This is a genomic window from Cellulomonas sp. P5_C5 (assembly GCF_054049655.1).
This window is the reverse complement of sequence record NZ_JBFULY010000015.1, coordinates 43,902-64,109: the sequence shown is the minus strand read 5'-3', so window position 1 is coordinate 64,109 and position 20,208 is coordinate 43,902. Positions and strand designations below refer to the sequence as shown.

Genomic DNA, 20,208 nt, shown 5'->3' with positions numbered 1-20,208 from the left:
ACAGATCTGCCGTGGCTCCGCTGGGTCGCCCGACCGACGGTCATGCTGCTGCGGTGAGCACCCGTCTCGACGCGTTCCGCACGACCGTCCCCGCCCTCCCCCGCACAGTGACCCGGGACGACGTCGGCGCGGCGGCCTGGTTCGGTCTGCTGCGCGACGGGGTCGTCCGCGTCGTGTGGGGTGACGTGGCGATCGCGGCGGACCTCCCCGACACCCCCGAGCTGCGAGCGGCCGCGCTCGCTCCGCTGGTGCCCGCCAGAGGGGTGATCGGGCGCCGGACCGCCGCGTGGGTGCACACCGGCCGGTATCCGCCGGTGCGGGTCGAGGTGCTGGTCAGGACGGGCGAGCGGCGCACCGACCCGCATCCCGCTCGCGTCGCCGCGGAGGCGAACCTGCTGCCGACGGACGTGGTGCGCGTCGGGGAGCACCGCGCGACCTCCGTGCAGCGCACCGGTATCGACATCGCGCGGATGCTGCCGACGGTCGACGCGGTGCCGACGCTGCACGCACTCGTCGCCGTCGGCTTCGAGCCCACCCGCGCCCTGGACCGCCTCGCCGGCCTGCGGGGCCACCGCGGGATCCGTCAGGCGTACTCCACGCTGCACGGCCTGTGAGGCCCGCAGGACCTGTGAAGCCGCACGACCTGTGACGCTCAGGCGCGGATCGCCGGCTCCTCGGCCGCCTTGGCCCCGGTGATCCGGTAGACGTCGAAGACCCCTTCGACCTTGCGCACCGCCGCGAGCACGGAGGCCAGGTGGGAGGGCTCGGCCATCTCGAAGACGAACCGCGAGAGCGCGACCCGGTCACGCGACGTCGAGACGGACGCCGAGAGGATGTTCACGTGCGAGTCCGAGAGCACGCGCGTGACATCCGAGAGGAGACGACTGCGGTCGAGCGCCTCGACCTGGATCTGCACCAGGAACAGCGACGTGCTGTTGTGGCTCCAGGCGACGTCGACCATGCGCTCCGGTTCCGAGCGCAGGCTTGTCACGTTGATGCAGTCGCTGCGGTGGACGCTCACGCCCGCACCGCGCGTCACGAAGCCGACGATCTCGTCTCCGGGGACCGGCGTGCAGCACTTGGCCAGCTTGACCCAGATGTCGTCGACGCCCTTGACCACGACGCCGGGGTCTCCGGTGCGGACCCGGCGCTGCGTCTGGCCAGGCCGCGCGACCTCGGCGAGGTCCTCCTCGGCGGCGGGTTCCCCACCCATCGACTGCACGAGCCGCTGCACGACCGTGCCGGCCGAGACCTGTCCCTCGCCGATCGCCGCGTAGAGCGCGGAGACGTCGGCGTAGCGCATCTCGTTCGCCAGGGCCACGAGGGACTCGTGCGACAGGAGACGCTGGATGGGCAGGTTCTGCTTGCGCATCGCCTTCGCGATCGCATCCTTGCCGTGCTCGATCGCCTCCTCGCGGCGCTCCTTGGAGAACCACTGGCGGATCTTGTTGCGCGCGCGTGGGCTCTTGACGAAGCCGAGCCAGTCGCGCGACGGGCCCGCCGTCTCGGACTTCGACGTGAACACGTCGACCACGTCGCCGTTCTCGAGCGACGAGTCCAGCGGCACCAGGCGCCCGTTGACGCGGGCGCCCATGGTGCGGTGGCCCACCTCGGTGTGCACGGCGTAGGCGAAGTCGACGGGCGTCGAGCCGGACGGCAGCCCGATCACGTCACCCTTCGGCGTGAAGACGTAGACCTCGGACCCGGCGATCTCGAACCGCAACGAGTCGAGGAACTCGCTCGGGTCGGCGGTCTCCTTCTGCCAGTCGACCAGCTGGCGCAGCCACTGCATGTCGTTGCCGGCGGAGTCCTTGTCCGTCGTCCCCGCGTTCTTCGCGCTCTCCTTGTACTTCCAGTGCGCGGCCACGCCGTACTCGGCCCGGCGGTGCATGTCGTGCGTACGGATCTGGATCTCGACCGGCTTTCCGCCGGGCCCGATCACCGTCGTGTGCAGCGACTGGTACAGGTTGAACTTGGGCATCGCGATGTAGTCCTTGAACCGCCCCGGCACCGGGTTCCACCGCGCGTGCAGAGCGCCGAGCGCCGCGTAGCAGTCCCGTACCGAGTCGACCAGGACCCGGACCCCGACCAGGTCGTAGATGTCCGCGAAGTCGCGACCGCGCACGATCATCTTCTGGTAGATCGAGTAGTAGTGCTTCGGCCGACCGGTGACCGTGGCCCGGATCTTGGCCTTGCCCAGGTCAGCCCCGACCTGCTCGCGCACCGTCGCCAGGTACTCCTCGCGGGCGGGGGCCCGTTCGGCGACCAGGTGCACGATCTCGTCGTAGAMCTTGGGGTAGAGGGTCGCGAACGAGAGGTCCTCCAGCTCCCACTTGATCGTGTTCATGCCGAGCCGGTGAGCCAGCGGTGCGTAGATCTCGAGCGTCTCGCGCGCCTTCTTCTCCGCGGACGCCGCCGCGACGAACTTCCAGGTGCGAGCGTTGTGCAGGCGGTCGGCGAGCTTGATGACCAGCACGCGGATGTCCCGGGACATCGCGACGACCATCTTGCGCACGGTCTCGGCCTGCGCGGCGTCGCCGTAGGTGACCTTGTCCAGCTTGGTCACGCCGTCGACCAGCATCGCGATCTCGGGTCCGAACTCGCGGCGCAGCTGGTCCAGCGAGTAGTCGGTGTCCTCGACGGTGTCGTGGAGCAGCGCGGCGGCGAGCGTCGACGGGGTCATGCCGAGCTCGGCCAGGATCGTCGCGACTGCCACCGGGTGCGTGATGTACGGGTCGCCGCTCTTGCGCAGCTGGCCGCGGTGGGCCTTCTCGGCCACTACGTACGCCTGCTCCACCACGGCGAGGTCGGCCTTCGGGTGGTTGGTGCGGGCTGCCTGCAGGACAGGCTCGATCGCAGGGAACGCGGCCCCGCTGCGGGCACCGAAGCGGCCCAGGCGCGAACGCATGCGACTCGACGGCGAGTCGTTCTGCGCGGGCGGGAGACCGGTCTCGGGCGTGCGGACGTCTTCGCTCATCACACCCCCTCCCACGGTCGAGGCGACAGTCTACGACCGTGGAACGGGTGCGACGTGCACGAGCGTGGCAGCGGCCCTGGTCAGGGCACTGCGAGCAGGACGTCGATCGGGCGCTCCGCCAGGAGGTCGCGCCCGCGCAGCGACTCGAGCTCCACCAGGAACGACAGGCCCACGACCTGCGCTCCGCACCTCTCGAGCAGCGCCACGGTGGCAGCGGCCGTGCCGCCGGTGGCCAGCACGTCGTCGATCACGAGAACCCGGGCACCCGTGGGAACCGTGGCGGGGTGGATCTCGATCGTCGCGGTGCCGTACTCCAGCTCGTAGGACTGCGTCGCGGTCGGCCCCGGGAGCTTGCCCGCCTTGCGCACCGGCAGCACACCTGCGCCGAGCGCCACGGCGACCGGGGCGGCGAGCAGGAACCCGCGCGCCTCCATCCCTGCGACGAGGTCGACCGGACCGTCGACGCGTCCGGCGATCTCGGCGATGACGTGCGCGAACGCGTCGGCATCCGCCAGCAGCGGCATGATGTCGCGGAAGAGGATGCCCGGCTGCGGGTAGTCCGGCACCAGCCGGACGAGCTCGTCGATGCGGCGCAGCAGGTCCGCACGCGCCGCGGGGGCGCCCGTGGGCACCCCCGCCGCGCCGTCCGGAGCTGTCATCGCTTGCGCTTGGGCTGCGCGGCGTTGCCCTGGTGGGCACCCGGCTTGAGGGCGCCGACCGCCACGCGCAGGTCCCCGGCCGCGACCGGCTCGTCCTCGCCGCCGGCCGCACGTGCGGCACGGGCGTCCAGGACCTTCTTGGTGTGCTCACGGATCGCGGGCTCACGCTCGCGCAGCGCCACCTCGAACGGGGTGGCCAGGAACACCGACGAGAAGGTACCGATCAGCATGCCGACGAACAGGGCGAGGGCGATGTCCCGCAGCGTGCCCGCGCCGAGGAGGAATGCCCCGACGAACAGGATCGCGCCCACGGGGAGCAGAGCGACCACCGAGGTGTTGATGGAGCGAACCAGTGTCTGGTTGACCGCGAGGTTCGCCTTCTCGGCGTACGTGTACCGGGACTGGAGCAGCGTGTCCGCCGTGTTCTCCCGCACCTTGTCGAAGACGACGACGGTGTCGTAGATCGAGTACCCGAGGATGGTCAGGAAGCCGATCACCGTTGCCGGAGTGACCTCCCACCCGATCGCTGCGTACACGCCGACCGTGATGAGCAGGTCGTGGAACAGCGCGATCAGGGCGGCGAACGCCATCCGCCAGTTGCGGAAGTAGATCGTCATGACGATCGTCACGAAGACCAGGAAGACCAGGATCCCGGTGATGGCCTTCTGCGAGATGTCCTTGCCCCACGACGGACCGATGAACGAGCTGGTGACGTCGGTCGCCGGCACGCCGTACGCCTCCGCCAGGGCGTTCTTGACCTCGGTGACCTCGTCGTCCGTGAGTGTCGAGGTCTGGATGCGCAGCGAGTCGGAGCCGACCGTCGTGACCTTCGGCTGCTCCTCGGGCGAGATCTGCGTGACCGTGTCGATCGCGAGCTGCTGGTTGGTGTCGGAGACCCCGGACACGACGAACTCGGAGCCGCCGCGGAACTCGATGCCGGGATTGAGGCCCGGCTTGACCAGGAAGATCGCGGAAAGGATCACGAGGATCGTCGAGATCGTGAACCAGATCTTGCGGCGACCGACGATGTCGTACGACCGACGGCCGGTGTAGAGGTCGTTGCCCCACTGGGCGAATCCGGCGGCCATCAGTGCTCGTTCCCCTCGGTGCGCCCGGACTCGGGCTCGGACTCCTGGGCGGGTGCGTCGACCGGCGCGTCGGTGGTCGACGCCGCCTGCTGCTCGGCTGCCCGGGCCGCGGCGCGGCGCTCGGCGATCGTCAGACCGCCGGTCCCACCGCCGACGGCGACCGGGACGCGGGGCGTCGGCTCGGCGTCGGCGGGAGCACCGTCGACGACGGCGTCCTCGACGACCCGGCCCTCGGAGTTCTCGGAGCCGTGCACGACGCGGCCACGGCCCACGTAGCGGCTGCCCTCAGGTGCACCGAGGCGCCGCGGGTCGAGACCGGAGAGCCGGTGGCCCTGGCCGAAGAACTTCGTCCGAGCGATCAGCTGCATGATCGGGTGCGTGAACATGAAGACCACGAGCACGTCGATCAGGGTGGTCAGACCGAGCGTGAACGCGAACCCGCGCACGCTGCCGACGGCGAGCACGTACAGCACGATCGCGGCCAGGAAGTTCACCGCGTCGGACGCCAGGATGGTCCGGCGGGCACGCTCCCAGCCCCGGTCGACGGCCGCGACGAGCGTGCGACCCTCCCGCAGCTCGTCCCGGATTCGCTCGAAGTACACGATGAACGAGTCCGCGGTGATACCGATGGCGACGATCAGGCCGGCGACACCGGGCAGCGACAGCCGGTAGCCCTGCAGCCACGACAGCAGCGTGATGATGCTGTAGGTCAGGACACCGGCGACCACGAGCGACGCCACGGTCACCAGGCCCAGCGCGCGGTACTGCAGGAGCGAGTAGACGACGACCAGGCCCAGACCGATCAGGCCCGCGAGCAGGCCCATCTGCAGCTGCTCGGACCCGAGGGTTGCCGAGATCTGCTCCTCGCTCTCCACGTCGAACGTGAGCGGGAGGGAGCCGAAGTTGAGCTGGTTGGCCAGGCTCGCGGCGGACTCACGCGTGAACGTGCCGGAGATCTCCGCCTTGCCGTCCGCGATGATCACGCCGGTGTCGAGGCTCGGGGCCGAGATCACGAGGCCGTCGAGCACCATCGCGAACTGGTTCAGCGGCGGCGTCGCGGCCAGACCCTGCAGGCGCGTGGTCACGTCCGTGAACTGCGTGGTCCCCTCGCTGTCGAACGCGATGTTGACGACCCACTTGTTTCCCTGACCGCCGCTGGGCAGCTGGTTCAGGCCCGAGGTCGCGCTGGAGATCCGCGCGCCCTCGATCTCGACCGGACCAAGGATGTACTTCGCGCTGCCGTCCTGGCCGCACGTGACGAAGGCCTTGTCCGGGTCCCCGTTGACGCCACCGGTGAGGTTGGTCGGGTCCGTGCAGTCCAGGGCGTCGAACTGGGCCTGGACTGCGGGAGTGATGTAGTACGCGGTGTCGCTCGGGTTGTCCGGCGCTGCCTTGGTGGGCTCGTCGGACGGCTCCTCCGCAGCGGCGCTCGGCGTCGGGGTCGGGGCGGGCGCGGCCGGGTCCGCGGCGTCGGCGGACGCGGTCGGCTCCGGCGTCGGCGTGGTCTCCGTCGGCCCCGGGTTCCCCATCGCCAGCACGGGCCGGAAAGCCATCTGCGCCGAGGTCTTGACCAGGTCGAGGGTCTCTTCGCTCGGGTTGCCGGGGAGCCCCACGACGATCTTCCCGCCGCTCTGGCTCGTGATCTCGGCCTCGGCGACACCCGAGGAGTCGACACGCTGGCGGATCACGTCGATCGCCTGCGCGATCTGCTCCGACGAGATGTCCTCCCCGCCCTCCGCGACCGGCGTCAGGATGATCTGCGTGCCGCCCTCGAGGTCGAGCGCGAGGTTCGGCGTCCACGTCGCGGTGGACCACTTGGTCCCCGCGGCGATCGTGCCGAGCAGCGCGAAGATGATGAGGCCGAGCACGACGAGCGTGCGGACGGGCCTCTGACGGCGTGTAGGAGGAGCCAACGGAGTTCTTCTCTCGTGCGCGCACCGGCCGCGCAGGCGGCCGGTGGGGTCGAGGTCCGGGCGTCGTCACCCGGACCGAAACGGTCTACTTGGTGTCCGGCTCCCCGTCCTTGCGGGCGGGCGGCAGCGAGGACAGGTCGTCCGGGACGTCGATCACGTCGTCGTTCGCGCGGCTGATGCGGTCGGCATCGGACACCGCGTTCTGGTCGTCGAGCTCGTCCTCGAGGTCAGCGTCGTCCTCGACGTCGTCGATCTCCTCGACCGGCGGCTCGATCTTCTTGGCGATCGCGGCACGGATCCAGCGCGTGTGCGCGCCCGGGCTCGACTCCAGCGTGATGACGTCGTCCTCGACGGCCACGACCGTGCCCAGCAGACCCGACGCTGTCATGACCTCGTCACCGGGGACGAGGTTGTTCCGGAACTCCTGCGCCACGCGCTGCTGCTTGCGGGTACGGCTCGACATGAGCCAGAGAGCGCCCAGGGCGATGGCCAGGATGAGGAAGAGTTCCACAGCGGTACGGCTCCGATCRGGTGGTGTGTCCGCCGCAGTCTAGGCGCAGCGGCTCGCCGCTCCAACGCACGGGCCGGGGTTGTGGTTCCGTGAGGTGGGCGGCTCAGCCGAACAGTGTGCCCGATCCGTGCGGCACCTCGAGCCCGAGGTGCGCCCAGGCCGCCGGGAGCGCGATGCGTCCGCGCGGCGTCCGGCCGACCAGCCCCTCGCGCACGAGGAACGGCTCGGCGACCGTCTCGACGGTCTCGGGCTCTTCGCCGACGGCCACGGCGAGCGTCGTCAGACCCACCGGTCCCCCACCGAACCGCGTGCACAGCGCCGTGAGCACCGCGCGGTCGAGCCGGTCGAGACCGAGCTCGTCGACCTCGTAGACGTCGAGGGCGGACCGTGCGGCGACGAGGCTCAGGGTGCCGTCGCCGCGCACCTCCGCCCAGTCCCGCACGCGCCTGAGCAGGCGGTTCGCGATGCGGGGGGTGCCCCGGGAGCGCGAGGCCAGCTCGGCGGCGGCGGAGTGGTCGAGCGGCACGCCGAGCAGCCCGGCGGATCGGACGAGGACGCGCTCGAGCTCGTCGGAGGAGTAGAAGTCCAGGTGCGCGGTGAACCCGAACCTGTCCCGCAGAGGCGCCGGCAGCAACCCGGCGCGGGTGGTGGCTCCCACGACGGTGAACGGCGGGAGCGTCAGCGGGATCGCGCTCGCGCCCGCACCCTTGCCCACGATCACGTCCACCCGGAAGTCCTCCATCGCCATGTAGAGGAGCTCCTCGGCGGGACGCGCCAGGCGGTGGATCTCGTCCAGGAAGAGGACCTCGCCCTCCTCGAGGGAGGACAGGACGGCCGCCAGGTCGCCCGCATGCTGGATGGCCGGTCCGCTGGTGACCCGCAGCGGGGCGCCCATCTCGGCCGCGATGATCATCGCGAGCGTCGTCTTGCCCAGGCCCGGCGGGCCCGACAGCAGCACATGGTCCGGCGCCTTGCCCCGGCCGCGGGCGGCGTCGAGGACCAGGGAGAGCTGGTCGCGCACGACGCGCTGACCGACGAACTCCTCCAGCCGGCGCGGACGCAGCGCGGCCTCGGCGGCGCGCTCCAGGTCGTCGGCGCCCGACTGGACCAGCGACTCGGCAGCGAAGCGCTCGGTCACCAGCTCCTCGCGCTCGTCAGCCATGCCCGCCGCCCAGGGTCCGCAGGGCCGCACGCAGCACGCCGGCGACCTCGTCGGCCGCGACCGGACCCTCCGTGCCCTCCAGGACGGTGGACACGGCGTCCCCCGCCGCGCGGGCGTTCCAGCCGAGGCCGACGAGCGCCTCGACCACCTGATCGCGCCGGTCACCGCCGAAGACGGCGGCCGCGGGCGCGGACACGCTCGCCGGTGCGCCGATCCGGTCCTTGAGCTCCAGCACGATGCGCTGCGCGCCCTTGAGCCCGATACCGGGGACGCGCTGGAGCGCCTTGAAGTCCTCGTCGAGCACCGCGCGGCGCAGACCGTCGGGCGTGTGCACCGCGAGCATCGCCAGAGCCAGCCGCGGACCGACGCCGCTGACCGTCTGCACCGTCTCGAAGATCTCGCGCTCGTCGGCGTCGGCGAACCCGAACAGGGTCAGCGCGTCCTCCCGGACCACCAGCGACGTCGCCAGCTGTGCGGACGATCCGACCCGCAGCCCCGCCAGGGTGGCCGGCGTCGCGTGCACGAGGAGCCCGACTCCCCCGACCTCCACGACGGCGGCGTCGAGCCGCACCACCTGCACCGTGCCGTGGACCGACGCGATCACCGGTCAACCTCCATACCGTCGAGAAGAAGACTCTTGCTGCCGCACACTGTGGCACACGCAGGCGAACAGGTGTACGAAGACACGCGGTCAGCCGCGGCGTCGGGCTGCCTGCTCCGCGGTGGCCCACGCGCGCTGCGCCGCAGTCAACGAGCCGGGTGCGCGCTGGGGCGTGCCGAGTGCTCCGGCGGGACGCCACAGGTGGCACACGGCGAGGGCCAGCGCGTCGGCGGCGTCGGCCGGCCGCGGGAGCTCCTCGAGCCGCAGCAGGCGCTGCACCATCGTCTGCACCTGCGCCTTGTCCGCCCGACCGTTCCCCGTGACCGCCGCCTTCACCTCGCTGGGCGTGTGCAGCGCGACCGGGATCCTCCGGCGCGCGGCGGCAACCATCGCGATGCCCGCCACCTGGGCGGTCCCCATCACCGTGCGCAGGTTCTGCTGCGCGAACACCCGCTCGACCGCCACGGCGTCGGGGGCGTGCTCCTCGAGCCACTCCTCGATCTGCCGCTCGATCGACAGCAGCCGCTGGTCGACGTCCCAGAGCGCGTCGGACGTCGCGACACCGACGGCGACCATGGACAGCCGGCGCGACGGCAGGCCGTCGACGACGCCGAGACCGCACCGGGTCAGGCCGGGGTCGACTCCGAGGACGCGCACGCCGACATGGTCGCAGCCGCGCAGCCGCGATCCCGGGAGGCCACGCCCGGGACGACCACGGGGCCCGGTCGCCGCAGCGGCCAAGCCCCGTGGTGACGCGTCAGCCCTCGGCGTCCGTGGTCGGACCGAGCCTGCGCTCCGCTGCGGCTCAGTCCTCCTCGAGCTCCGCCATGACCTCGTCGGACGCGTCGAAGTTCGCGTACACGTTCTGCACGTCGTCGGAGTCCTCGAGCGCATCGATCAGGCGCAGGATCTTGCGGGCGCCCTCGGCGTCGACCTCGATCTGCGTGGCGGGCCAGAACACGACGTCCGCGGAGTCGTACTCGATCCCCGCGTCCTGCAGGGCCGTGCGGACGGGGACCAGGTCGGTGGCCTCGGAGAGCACCTCGAACGCCTCGCCGAGGTCGTTGACCTCCTCGCCGCCCGCGTCCAGGACCGCCTCCATCACGGCGTCCTCGTCGGTGCCCTCCTTGGGCACGATGACGACGCCCTTGCGGGAGAACAGGTAGGAGACCGAGCCGGGGTCGGCCATCTGGCCGCCGTTGCGCGTGAACGCGACCCGCACGTCGGACGCGGCCCGGTTCCGGTTGTCGGTCAGGCACTCGACCAGGACCGCGATGCCGCCCGCGCCGTAGCCCTCGTACATGATCGTCGAGTAGTCGGCGCCACCGGCCTCCTGGCCGGAGCCGCGCTTGACGGCGCGGTTGATGTTGTCGATGGGGACCGAGTTCTTCTTGGCCTTCTGGACCGCGTCGAAGAGGGTCGGGTTGCCCGCGAGGTCACCGCCGCCGGTGCGCGCAGCCACCTCGATGTTCTTGATCAGCTTGGCGAAGAGCTTGCTCCGCTTGGCGTCGACCACGGCCTTCTTGTGCTTGGTGGTGGCCCACTTGGAGTGACCCGACATCGCTTCAGCTACCCCTTCGTCGTCTGTACATGCCCGAGTGCCTCGGACCCGGCTGCAGCGCCGGTCCTCACAGGCTGTCGCGGACGATCTCTACGAACAGTTGGTGCACCCGGGTGTCCCCGGTGACCTCCGGGTGGAACGAGGTCACGAGCAACGGGCCCTGGCGGACGGCCACGATCCTACCGGCGGCGGGGCCGGACTCCACGCGGGCGAGCACGGTCGCGGCGGGACCCACCTCCTCGACCCAGGGAGCGCGGATGAAGACGCCGTGCACCGGACCGTCGACGCCCGTGATGTCGAGGTCGGTCTCGAACGACTCGACCTGCCGCCCGAACGCGTTGCGGCGCACCGTCACGTCGATCCCGCCCAGAGTCTGCTGGCCCTCGATCCCGCCGAGCACGCGGTCCGCCAGCAGGATCATCCCGGCGCAGGAACCGTAGGCCGGCATCCCGGCCCGCAGGCGGTCCTGGACGGGCTGGAACAGGTCGAACGCGCGCAGGAGCTTGTCGATCGTCGTGGACTCGCCGCCCGGGATCACGAGGGCGTCGACCGCGTCGAGCTCTCGCTCGCGGCGGACCGGCACGGCGTGGGCGCCCACGGACTCCAGGGCGTGCGCGTGCTCGCGCACGTCACCTTGCAGGGCGAGGACTCCGACGGTCACGGTCACGACGGGCGAGTCTAGGCGCGCGCCGGTCACGCCGTACGCTCCCGCGTTGTGACCTTCGACCAGCTGGACGCCCGGGCAGCCGACCTCGACGCCGCGCACGCGGCGACCGACCTGCGCGCGCGGTTCCTGCTCCMGCCGGGGATCGTGTACCTCGACGGCAACTCCCTCGGCGCGCTCCCCMGGTCCGTGCCCTCCGCCGTCCGGGACGCGGTCGAGCAGCAGTGGGGCCATGACCTGATCGCGTCCTGGAACGCGCACGGCTGGTGGGACGCGCCCGTGCGCGTCGGCGACGCGGTGGGGCGGCTCATCGGCGCGGCGCCCGGCCAGGTGGTCGTCGGCGACTCGACGAGCGTGCGCCTGCACCAGTCCCTGCACGCCGCCGCAGCCCTGCGCCCGGGACGGTCGGTCGTGCTCACGGAACCGGGGTCGTTCCCCACGGACCAGTACGTCGTCGCGGGTGTCGCCGCGCAGGTCGGCTGGCGCGTCGAGAACGCCGTGCCCGCCGACATCCCCGGGCGGCTCTCCCCGGACGTCGCGGTCGTCGTGCTGTCCCACGTGGACTACCGCACCGGTGAGCTGCTCGACCTGCCGGGCATCACCGCGGCCGCCCACCGGGCCGGCGCGGTGGTCCTGTGGGACCTGTGCCACTCCGCCGGCGCCGTGCCCGTCGGGCTCGACGAGCACCGCGTCGACCTCGCGGTCGGCTGCGGGTACAAGTACCTCAACGGAGGTCCGGGCGCCCCCGCGTACGGGTACGTCGCGGCGCGCCACCAGGACGCCTTCGTCAACGTCGTGCCCGGCTGGCACGGGCACGCGCAGCCGTTCGCGATGGCCGACGACTACGTGGGCGCCCGTGGCATCTCCCGCGCCCGGATCGGGACGCCACCGATGCTGTCGCTGCTCGCGCTCGAGGCGGCGTTGCAGGCGTTCGACGGAGTCTCCATCGATGACGTCCGCGCGCGCTCCGTGAGCCTGACCCGCTTCCTCCGTGACGCGATCACCGCCGTCCTGCCCGGGGCCGCGTTCGCCTCACCGGAGGCCGACGCGCTCCGCGGCTCGCAGGTCGCGCTCCGGCACCCGGACGCGTACGGGATCGTGCAGGCGCTCGCCGCGCGCGGCGTCGTCGGCGACTTCCGGTCGCCCGACGTCGTCCGTCTCGGCGTCGCCGCGCCCTACCTGACGCACGCGGACCTGGTCACGGCGGTGCGTGCCCTGCGCGACGTGCTGGACGGTGGCGAGCACCGCGACCCGGCCTGGACGACGCGGAACCCCGTCACCTGACTACTCGCGCGCGAGCCCGAGGTGCCGCGTCTCGCCGTCCCACACCGGCAGCAGACTGCGGACGAGGTCGACGAGGCGGTCGGGGAACACCTCGATGTCCACGCGGTCGAGGTCGTCGAGCGACCACCAGCGCAGCTCGTCGATGACGTCGTGCTCGAGCTCGGTCCAGCCGGCGCGGTCGAGGGCGCCGAACGAGGACGCGGGCACCCGCGCGAGGTAGAGGGTCTCGTCCTGGCGGCAGTGCTCCGCGAAGAAGTCGAAGATCGCGGACCGCGTGAACACCGGGCCCACCAGGTCGGCGGCGACGAGGGCGATCCCCGTCTCCTCGCGGACCTCCCGGACGGCCGCCGCCAGCGTGTCCTCGCCGTCGTCGATGCCGCCGCCGACCGTGAACCACCAGCTGCGGTCGGGCTGGTCCCGGTCGTGCCCGCGGATGAGCAGCACGCGGTCGTCCTCGTCGAGCAGGATCACGCGCGCGGCCTCCCGGAAGAGCAGACCGTCCTCACCGCGCCGCCACTCCGGACCGAGGGCGTGCACGGGACCACCGCCGTCGGCGCTCGACCGCGAGGGGGGAACGGCAGAGGCCGCGGACGACTCGTCCGCGGCCTCCGGCGTGGGGTGGTGCTGCGTCACCAGCCGCGCTCAGCGAGACGGTGGGGCTCCGGGACGTCCTCGACGTTGATCCCGACCATGGCCTCACCCAGGCCGCGGGAGACCTTGGCGATGACGTCCGGGTCGTCGAAGAACGTGGTCGCCTTGACGATCGCGGCGGCGCGCTCGGCCGGGTTGCCGGACTTGAAGATGCCGGAGCCGACGAACACGCCCTCGGCGCCGAGCTGCATCATCATCGCGGCGTCCGACGGCGTCGCGATGCCGCCCGCCGTGAACAGCACGACCGGGAGCTTGCCGGCGAGGGCGACCTCCTTGACCAGGTCGTACGGCGCCTGCAGCTCCTTGGCGGCGACGAACAGCTCGTCCTCCGGTAGCGAGGTGAGGCGGCGGATCTGGTCACGCAGCGTGCGCATGTGCGTCGTGGCGTTGGAGACGTCGCCCGTGCCGGCCTCGCCCTTGGAACGGATCATCGCCGCGCCCTCGGTGATACGGCGCAGGGCCTCGCCCAGGTTGGTGGCACCGCAGACGAAGGGCACCGTGAAGGCCCACTTGTCGATGTGGTGCTCGTAGTCGGCCGGGGTCAGCACCTCGGACTCGTCGACGTAGTCGACACCGAGCGACTGCAGCACCTGCGCCTCGACGAAGTGGCCGATGCGCGCCTTCGCCATGACGGGGATGGAGACGGCCTCGATGATGCCGTCGATCAGGTCGGGGTCGCTCATCCGGGCCACGCCGCCCTGGGCGCGGATGTCGGCGGGGACGCGCTCGAGCGCCATGACGGCGACCGCTCCGGCGTCCTCGGCGATCTTCGCCTGCTCGGCGTTGACGACGTCCATGATGACGCCGCCCTTGAGCATCTCCGCCATCCCCCGCTTCACGCGGGCGGTGCCGATGACGCCGGCGTGCGTCGCGGTGGTGGGCTGGCTGTTCTCGCTGGTCACGTCGAGCCTCGCAGATCCTCGTGCGGTGTGGGGACGGCCGCCTCGACGGCCGGGTCGGTCAATCGTAGTCCGTCGTACCCGGGGTCCCGGGCGCCGTCTCAGCCCGGCGGGACGCTCTCCACCGGGCCGAGGCGGGTGCCGGGACGGCCGAGGTTCTCCGGCCACGCGTCGTCCAGCTCGAGGCTGCGTGGCTCGGGTGCGTGCCCGGCGAGCCGAAGCATGCGGACGAGCCGGCCGCGCCTGGCGCGGGACGTCTGCGCGACGGCCTCGTTGTGGAACCGGCGCGCCAGCTGCACCCGGTACCAGGACGACGCGAGCAGGTCCACGAGCTCGTCGCCCGCGGGGTCTGCGCGGAGCGCGGCCACCTCGTCGGCATCGTCCAGCGCCTCCCGCAGGGTCGCCGAGAGCTCGCTCTCGATCCCGCCGCGGTCGACCGCCAGCAGGGCCGCGCCACCGACCGGCAGGTCCTCGGGGCCCACGAGCGCGAGCAGGTCGGCCGGCAGCTCGCTGGCCCCGGTCGACAGCGCGGCCCAGGCCGCCTCGCCGACGAGCACCGAGCTGACCGGGTCGAGCAGACCGGACGTCGCCAGCTCGGCAGCCACGGTGGCGCGGCGCACCAGCTGCGCGTCCAGGACYGCGCGGGACGTGCCCACCTTGCGGTGCAGCCGGTCGAGGCGCGACGCGGCGACCCACACCCACCACAGGGCCAGCGCCAGCACGATCGTCACGTAGACGGTGATCTCCGACCATCTCATCGGGAGTCACCCCGACCCCGGCGCAGCTCGAGCAGGCGCGCACCGCGCACCGACGACGGGTCCTCGCGGACGGGGGCGTCCCGACCGGCGACGACCATCTCGTACACGGCGAGCACCTGGTCCGTGACGGTGGCCCAGTCGTACTGCCGCACCACCTCGAGCGCGTGCTCGGAGACCCGCGCCCGCAGGTCGGGGTCGTGCAGCACGCGGACGAGCGTCGCAGCCAGGTCCGCGCTGTCCCCGGTGCGGAACAGGACACCCGCGGCACCGTCGTCCAGGACGCGGGAGAACGCGCCGAGGTCGCTCGCGACCACGGTCGCGCCGGCGCTCATCGCCTCGACCAGCACGATGCCGAAGCTCTCCCCACCGGTCTGCGGACCGCAGTACACGTCGACCGAGGCCAGGAGGTTCGCCTTGTCCTCGTCGGAGATCCCGCCGAGGAACTCGACCGCCGCGGCAGCCTCGTCACCGAGCAGCTCCCGGACCTCGTCGGGCCCTGTCTCTCCCCGTCCCGCGACGAGGAACCGCGCACCGGGGATCTCGGCGAGCACGCGCGGCACCGCGTCGAGCAGGACCGGGAGCCCCTTGCGCGCCTCGTCGAGACGGCCGAGGAAGGCGATGGTCGGACGGTCCGGCGTCCCCGTCCAGCGCGGGTCGGACGTCGCGGCGGTGAACGCATCGACGTACACCCCGTTCGGGATGACGACCGCGTCACCGCCCATGTGCTCCACGAGCGTGCGCCGGGCGTCCTCCGAGACGGCGATACGGGCGGAGATCTTCTCCAGCGACTGCCGCACCAGGGGGTAGGCCATCTGGAGCGGGCGGGACCGGATGAGGGCGGTGTGGAACGTCGCCACGATGGGCCCGTCGGCGATCCACAGCGCCAGCATGCCGAGGCTCGGGGTGACGGGCTCGTGCAGGTGCAGCACGTCGAACTCCCCCGCGGCGAGCCACTTGCGCACGCGGGCCGCGGTCACCGGTCCGAAGGTCATGCGTGCGACCGCGCCGTTGTAGCGCACGGGGATCGCGCGCCCGGCCGCCGTCATGTACTCCGGGATCGGGGTGTCGTCGTCGGCGGGCGCCAGCACGGACACGGTGTGCCCGCGGGCGATCAGCGCCTCTGCCAGGTCGCGGACGTGGAACTGGACGCCACCGGGGACGTCGTAGGAGTACGGGCACACGATGCCGACCCGGAGCGGGCGCTCGGTCCGGCGCGGGCTCATCCGCCGCTCCCCTGGGCCGCGAGGGTCGCGGCATAGCGCTCGGGGTCGAGGTCCTCGACGAACACCTTCTGGAGCATGTGCCAGTCCTGCGGACGCTGGCGGACACCTGCCGCGAACTCGTCGACCCAGGCCTGGGTCATCGCACGCACCCGGTCGGCTCGCGGCACGTCGGCCGGCATCTCGATGGCCTTGTTGAACTGGATGACGATGCCCCACGGCGAGCCGGCCGCCCGGCGCTGGGCGCCCCGCAGCCGCTCGTAGTAGATGACCGTGGTGATCAGGGGCGCACCCGTCGTGATCGCCAGCGCGGCCGGACCGGCCGCCACCCGTGCCCGGTGCCCGAACAGGTCGACCTCGAGGCCCTTGGACGTGAGGTCGCGGTCGGCGAGCAGCGGCAGGATCCGCGCGCCGTCGCGTGCCGCCCGCACCATCCCGCGGAAGACGTCACCACCACCGGTCAGCGCCAAGATCGTGATGCCGATGCTCGCGCGGAACGCGACGAACTCCTGGAACAGCTCCTCAGGCTTGAGGCGCTCCGCGACCGTCGTGACAGGGGCGATCTCGCGCGAGCACCACGCACCGGCGAGGTCCCAGTTCCCCGTGTGCCCCAGCGCGAGGACGATCGCCCTGTCCTTGTCCGTGTGCACCCGGACGTTCTCCATGCCGACGACGCGGACCCGCGCGTCGACGCGCTCCTGCGTCATGGTCGCCAGAGCGAACGCCTCGCCGAAGTACCGCATGTACGACCGCATGCCCAGGCGACCGAGCCGACGCAGCTCGCGGGCGTCGAGCTCCGGCCGGACGCGCGACAGGTTCTTCTCCAGCTGCTGCACCCCGCCACCGCGGCGCAACCACGCGAGGTCCGCCGCGGCGTCGCACAGCGTCCGGAGCACGGGTCCGGGCAGCTTGCCGGCCACCCTCCACGCGAACGAGTAGGCGCGGGCGACGTCCAGCTTCACCGGGTCACCTGCGCCGCCTGGCGGTACACCTTGCTCATCCGCTGCACGATCGTCACGGCCGACGCCAGCGTGAGCAGGGCGAGCACGATCGTCAGCACGACGGTCGGAGCGCCGACGCCCACGGCGAACGTGGCGACGAGCACGAGCGCGAGACGGTCCGCACGCTCAGCGATCCCGCCCGACGCCGTCATGCCCAGACCCTCGGCGCGCGCCCGGGCGTACGGCACGATCGAGCCGAGCACGAGGCACGCCAGTGCGAGGACCGCGGCGAGCCGGTCGTCGCCACCTGCGGTGAACCACAGGACGAGCCCCGCGAAGATGGCGCCGTCGCCGAACCGGTCGAGCGTCGAGTCGAGGAACGCTCCCCACGGCCCCGAGCGCCCGGCCTGCCGGGCCATCACGCCGTCGAGCGAGTCGGTGAGCACGAACACGGCGATGACCAGCGTGCCGAGCAGGAAGTGCCCGGTGGGGAACGCCCAGAGCGCGGTGACGACCACCACGAGCGTCCCGCCGATGGTCACCGCGTCCGGGGAGACGCCCAGGCGCAGCAACGCCTTGGCGATGGGCGTGAAGAAGCGCGTCATCGCACCGCGCAGTCCGTTCAGCACGTGCCGATCATCCCTTCGAAGCGGTCGGCCAGGCGGCCGCCAGCCGTGCCCGCGTGTCGCCGAGCAGCTCCGGCAGCGCGCGGCTGCGGGCCACGATCGGCAGGAAGTTGGAGTCGCCGCCCCACCGCGGCACCACGTGCTGGTGCAGGTGCGCCGCGATCCCCGCGCCCGCGACCTCACCCTGGTTCATGCCGAGGTTGAACCCCTGGGGCGCGGAGACCGCGCGCACCACCTGCATCGCCGTCCGGGTCAGCGACGCCACCTCGGCGACCTCCGGGTCCGTCAGCTCGGTGTAGTCGGCGACGTGCCGGTACGGGCAGACCAGCAGGTGCCCCGAGTTGTACGGGTAGAGGTTCAGCACGACGTACGCCACCGCACCGCGCGCGACGACGAGCCCCTGCTCGTCGCTCAGCGTGGGGATGCGGCAGAACGGGCAGCCGTCCCCGGCCGCACCGTCGACGGGCTTGTCCTGCCCGCCGAGGTACGCCATCCGGTGCGGGGTCCAGAGCCGCTCGAACCCGTCCGGCACGCCCGCGAGGTCGTCGGCGGACTCGGTGGCCATCAGACCTGCACGCGGTCGCGCACCGCCGAGACGATCCGCTCGATCGCCTCCGCGACAGGCACGCCGTTGTCCTGGCGGCCGTCGCGGTACCGGAACGACACCGCACCCGCGTCGGCGTCCTCACCGCCGGCGATGAGCACGAACGGGATCTTCTGCGTGCTCGCGTTGCGGATCTTCTTGCCGAACCGGTCGTCGGAGCGGTCCACCTCGGCCCGGATCCCCTGCTCCCGCAACTGCCGGACGACGTCGTCGAGGTAGGGCTCGAACGGCTCGGCCACCGGCACGGCCAGCACCTGGACCGGCGCGAGCCAGGCCGGGAACGCGCCGCCGTAGTGCTCGGTCAGCACGGCGAAGAACCGCTCGACCGACCCGAACAGCGCACGGTGGATCATCACGGGCCGCTGGCGGCTGCCGTCGGAGGCGGTGTACTCGAGCTCGAACCGCTCCGGGAGGTTGAAGTCGAGCTGGATGGTCGACATCTGCCACGTCCGCCCGAGCGCGTCCTTGACCTGCACCGAGATCTTCGGTCCGTAGAACGCCGCACCGCCCGGGTCGGGCACCAGGTCGAGCCCGGAGGCCTCCGCGACCGCGCGCAAGGTCTCGGTGGCCTCGTCCCAGACCTCGTCGGAACCGACGAACTTCTCCGGGTTCTTGGTCGACAGCTCCAGGTAGTAGTCGTCGAGCCCGTAGTCCTTGAGCAGGTCCAGGACGAACTTCAGCGTCGTGGTCAGCTCGTCCGCCATCTGCTCGCGGGTGCAGTAGATGTGCGCGTCGTCCTGGGTGAAGCCGCGGGCGCGGGTCATGCCGTGCACGACGCCCGACTTCTCGTACCGGTACACGGTGCCGAACTCGAACAACCGCAGCGGCAGCTCACGGTAGGACCGGCCCCGCGCCGCGAAGATCAGGTTGTGCATCGGGCAGTTCATCGGCTTGAGGTAGTACTGCTGGCCCGCCTTGCGGACGTGCCCCTCGGCGTCGCGCTCCTCGTCGAGGGTCATCGGGGGGTACATGCCGTCGGCGTACCAGTCGAGGTGCCCCGAGATCTCGTACAGCTTGCCCTTGGTGATGTGCGGGGTGTTCACGAACTCGTACCCACCCTGGATGTGCCGCAGCCGGCTGTAGTGCTCCATCTCCATGCGGACGACGCCGCCCTTGGGGTGGAACACGGCCAGGCCGGAGCCGATCTCGTCCGGGAAGGAGAACAGGTCCAGCTCGGTGCCGAGCCGGCGGTGGTCGCGACGCTCCGCCTCGGCGATGCGCTCGAGGTACGCGCGCAGCTCGTCCTTGGTGGGCCAGGCGGTGCCGTAGACCCGCTGCAGCTGCGGGTTCTTCTCGGACCCGCGCCAGTAGGCAGCCGCGGAGCGGGTCAGCTGGAAGCCGTTGCCCAGCAGGCGGGTGCTCGGGATGTGCGGCCCGCGGCAGAGGTCCTGCCAGACGACCTGCTCGCTCTCGCGGCCGGCCCCCCGGACGTTCTGGTAGATGCTCAGACCACCGAGACCGACCTCGACGGACGCGCCGTCGGCGGCCGCCGGGTCGCCCTTGAGACCGATGAGCTCGAGCTTGTACGGCTCGTCGCGCAGCTCGGCGCGGGCCTCGTCCTCGGTGACGTCCCACCGGCGGAAGGTCTGCCCCTCCTTGGCGATCCGGCCCATGACCTTCTCGATCGCCTTGAGGTCCTCCGGGGTGAACGGGGTGTCGACGTCGAAGTCGTAGTAGAAGCCGTCGGTGATCGGCGGCCCGATGCCAAGACGCGCCTTCGGGTTGATCTCCTGCACCGCCTGGGCCAGCACGTGCGCGGCGGAGTGGCGCAGCACCGCGAGCCCGTCGGGCTCGTCGATGGTCACCGCCTCGACGACGGCGCCGTCGGCCAGCGGCAGGTGCAGGTCGCGCAGCTCGCCGTCCACGCGGGCCACGACGACGTCGCGCCGGGCGGAGTACAGGTCGGTACCCGTCGTCCCCGGCTCCACCGTGGTCGCGATCCCGTCGACGGTGAGGGTGATGAGCTCGGGCACGGGTACAGCCTCCTTCGTGGCCGCTCGCCCTGGCGGCGAGCCACTCGATGCTACCGGCGGGCACGCCGCGTGYCGGACCTCTATATGCACGGCAGGAGGGGCCGGCCCGTGGGGCC

At 71.9% G+C, this 20,208-nt stretch carries 20 protein-coding genes; 2 read left to right on the top strand and 18 right to left on the bottom strand.

Going from position 1 to position 20,208, the window contains the following annotated elements:
- The first annotated feature begins 53 nt into the window (after positions 1 to 53).
- Complete coding sequence (locus ACXJKF_RS13710) at positions 54 to 614, top strand: hypothetical protein (RefSeq protein ID WP_456788258.1); 561 nt, start codon at positions 54 to 56, stop codon at positions 612 to 614.
- Between the two features lie 38 nt (positions 615 to 652).
- On the opposite strand, the gene ACXJKF_RS13705 is transcribed toward ACXJKF_RS13710, so the two are convergent.
- From ACXJKF_RS13705 to pdxT, 10 genes are all read right to left on the bottom strand, one after another.
- Entirely contained in the window at positions 653 to 2,977 is a 2,325-nt protein-coding gene (locus tag ACXJKF_RS13705; RefSeq protein WP_456788257.1) for a RelA/SpoT family protein, read from the bottom strand.
- An 80-nt stretch (positions 2,978 to 3,057) separates the two neighbouring features.
- Positions 3,058 to 3,636 carry an adenine phosphoribosyltransferase gene (locus ACXJKF_RS13700; RefSeq protein WP_456788256.1) on the bottom strand — a complete coding sequence of 193 codons (579 nt, stop codon included), beginning with the start codon at positions 3,634 to 3,636 and terminating at the stop codon, positions 3,058 to 3,060.
- A complete protein-coding gene (gene secF, locus ACXJKF_RS13695; RefSeq protein WP_456788255.1) occupies positions 3,633 to 4,724 on the bottom strand; it encodes a protein translocase subunit SecF in 1,092 nt (363 codons plus the stop codon). The genes ACXJKF_RS13700 and secF overlap by 4 nt, the downstream gene beginning before the upstream one ends.
- A complete protein-coding gene (gene secD / locus ACXJKF_RS13690; RefSeq protein WP_456788254.1) occupies positions 4,724 to 6,592 on the bottom strand; it encodes a protein translocase subunit SecD in 1,869 nt (622 codons plus the stop codon). Before secD ends, secF begins: the two co-directional genes overlap by 1 nt.
- A gap of 130 nt (positions 6,593 to 6,722) precedes the next feature.
- The gene (yajC, locus tag ACXJKF_RS13685; protein WP_456788253.1) at positions 6,723 to 7,148 is read right to left on the bottom strand and encodes a preprotein translocase subunit YajC; all 426 of its coding nucleotides are present in this window, start codon (positions 7,146 to 7,148) and stop codon (positions 6,723 to 6,725) included.
- A 103-nt stretch (positions 7,149 to 7,251) separates the two neighbouring features.
- Positions 7,252 to 8,310, bottom strand: coding sequence for a Holliday junction branch migration DNA helicase RuvB (gene ruvB / locus ACXJKF_RS13680; protein WP_456788252.1), 1,059 nt, complete (start codon positions 8,308 to 8,310; stop codon positions 7,252 to 7,254).
- Entirely contained in the window at positions 8,303 to 8,914 is a 612-nt protein-coding gene (gene ruvA / locus ACXJKF_RS13675; protein ID WP_056584333.1) for a Holliday junction branch migration protein RuvA, read from the bottom strand. The genes ruvB and ruvA overlap by 8 nt, the downstream gene beginning before the upstream one ends.
- An 87-nt stretch (positions 8,915 to 9,001) precedes the next feature.
- Positions 9,002 to 9,568 (bottom strand): crossover junction endodeoxyribonuclease RuvC, encoded by a 567-nt coding sequence (gene ruvC, locus ACXJKF_RS13670; RefSeq protein WP_456788251.1) that lies wholly within the window; start codon positions 9,566 to 9,568, stop codon positions 9,002 to 9,004.
- Between the two features lie 148 nt (positions 9,569 to 9,716).
- On the bottom strand, positions 9,717 to 10,472 hold the full coding sequence (locus tag ACXJKF_RS13665; RefSeq protein WP_307492154.1) for a YebC/PmpR family DNA-binding transcriptional regulator: 756 nt from the start codon (positions 10,470 to 10,472) through the stop codon (positions 9,717 to 9,719).
- A 67-nt stretch (positions 10,473 to 10,539) separates the two neighbouring features.
- A complete protein-coding gene (pdxT, locus tag ACXJKF_RS13660) occupies positions 10,540 to 11,139 on the bottom strand; it encodes a pyridoxal 5'-phosphate synthase glutaminase subunit PdxT (protein WP_456788250.1) in 600 nt (199 codons plus the stop codon).
- Between the two features lie 48 nt (positions 11,140 to 11,187).
- On the opposite strand from pdxT, the gene ACXJKF_RS13655 reads away from it, so the two are divergent.
- Positions 11,188 to 12,420 carry a kynureninase gene (locus ACXJKF_RS13655; protein WP_456788249.1) on the top strand — a complete coding sequence of 411 codons (1,233 nt, stop codon included), beginning with the start codon at positions 11,188 to 11,190 and terminating at the stop codon, positions 12,418 to 12,420.
- Here ACXJKF_RS13655 and ACXJKF_RS13650 read toward each other — a convergent pair whose 3' ends face one another.
- The 8 genes from ACXJKF_RS13650 to thrS form a co-directional block, all read right to left on the bottom strand.
- Positions 12,421 to 12,957 (bottom strand): NUDIX hydrolase, encoded by a 537-nt coding sequence (locus ACXJKF_RS13650; protein WP_456788248.1) that lies wholly within the window; start codon positions 12,955 to 12,957, stop codon positions 12,421 to 12,423.
- Between the two features lie 92 nt (positions 12,958 to 13,049).
- Positions 13,050 to 13,973: a pyridoxal 5'-phosphate synthase lyase subunit PdxS gene (pdxS, locus tag ACXJKF_RS13645; protein ID WP_056584343.1), complete on the bottom strand. Its 924-nt coding sequence runs from the start codon at positions 13,971 to 13,973 to the stop codon at positions 13,050 to 13,052.
- 98 nt (positions 13,974 to 14,071) lie between these two features.
- Positions 14,072 to 14,728: a hypothetical protein gene (locus ACXJKF_RS13640; protein ID WP_456788247.1), complete on the bottom strand. Its 657-nt coding sequence runs from the start codon at positions 14,726 to 14,728 to the stop codon at positions 14,072 to 14,074.
- A complete protein-coding gene (locus ACXJKF_RS13635) occupies positions 14,725 to 15,951 on the bottom strand; it encodes a glycosyltransferase family 4 protein (protein WP_456788246.1) in 1,227 nt (408 codons plus the stop codon). Before ACXJKF_RS13635 ends, ACXJKF_RS13640 begins: the two co-directional genes overlap by 4 nt.
- Positions 15,948 to 16,910, bottom strand: a complete 963-nt coding sequence (locus ACXJKF_RS13630; RefSeq protein ID WP_456788245.1) for a phosphatidylinositol mannoside acyltransferase — start codon at positions 16,908 to 16,910, stop codon at positions 15,948 to 15,950. The genes ACXJKF_RS13635 and ACXJKF_RS13630 overlap by 4 nt, the downstream gene beginning before the upstream one ends.
- Positions 16,907 to 17,518 carry a phosphatidylinositol phosphate synthase gene (pgsA, locus tag ACXJKF_RS13625; RefSeq protein WP_456788244.1) on the bottom strand — a complete coding sequence of 204 codons (612 nt, stop codon included), beginning with the start codon at positions 17,516 to 17,518 and terminating at the stop codon, positions 16,907 to 16,909. The genes ACXJKF_RS13630 and pgsA overlap by 4 nt, the downstream gene beginning before the upstream one ends.
- A 7-nt stretch (positions 17,519 to 17,525) precedes the next feature.
- Complete coding sequence (locus ACXJKF_RS13620; RefSeq protein ID WP_456788243.1) at positions 17,526 to 18,080, bottom strand: HIT family protein; 555 nt, start codon at positions 18,078 to 18,080, stop codon at positions 17,526 to 17,528.
- Positions 18,080 to 20,092 (bottom strand): threonine--tRNA ligase, encoded by a 2,013-nt coding sequence (gene thrS / locus ACXJKF_RS13615; protein ID WP_456788242.1) that lies wholly within the window; start codon positions 20,090 to 20,092, stop codon positions 18,080 to 18,082. The genes ACXJKF_RS13620 and thrS overlap by 1 nt, the downstream gene beginning before the upstream one ends.
- Positions 20,093 to 20,208: the final 116 nt, after the last annotated feature.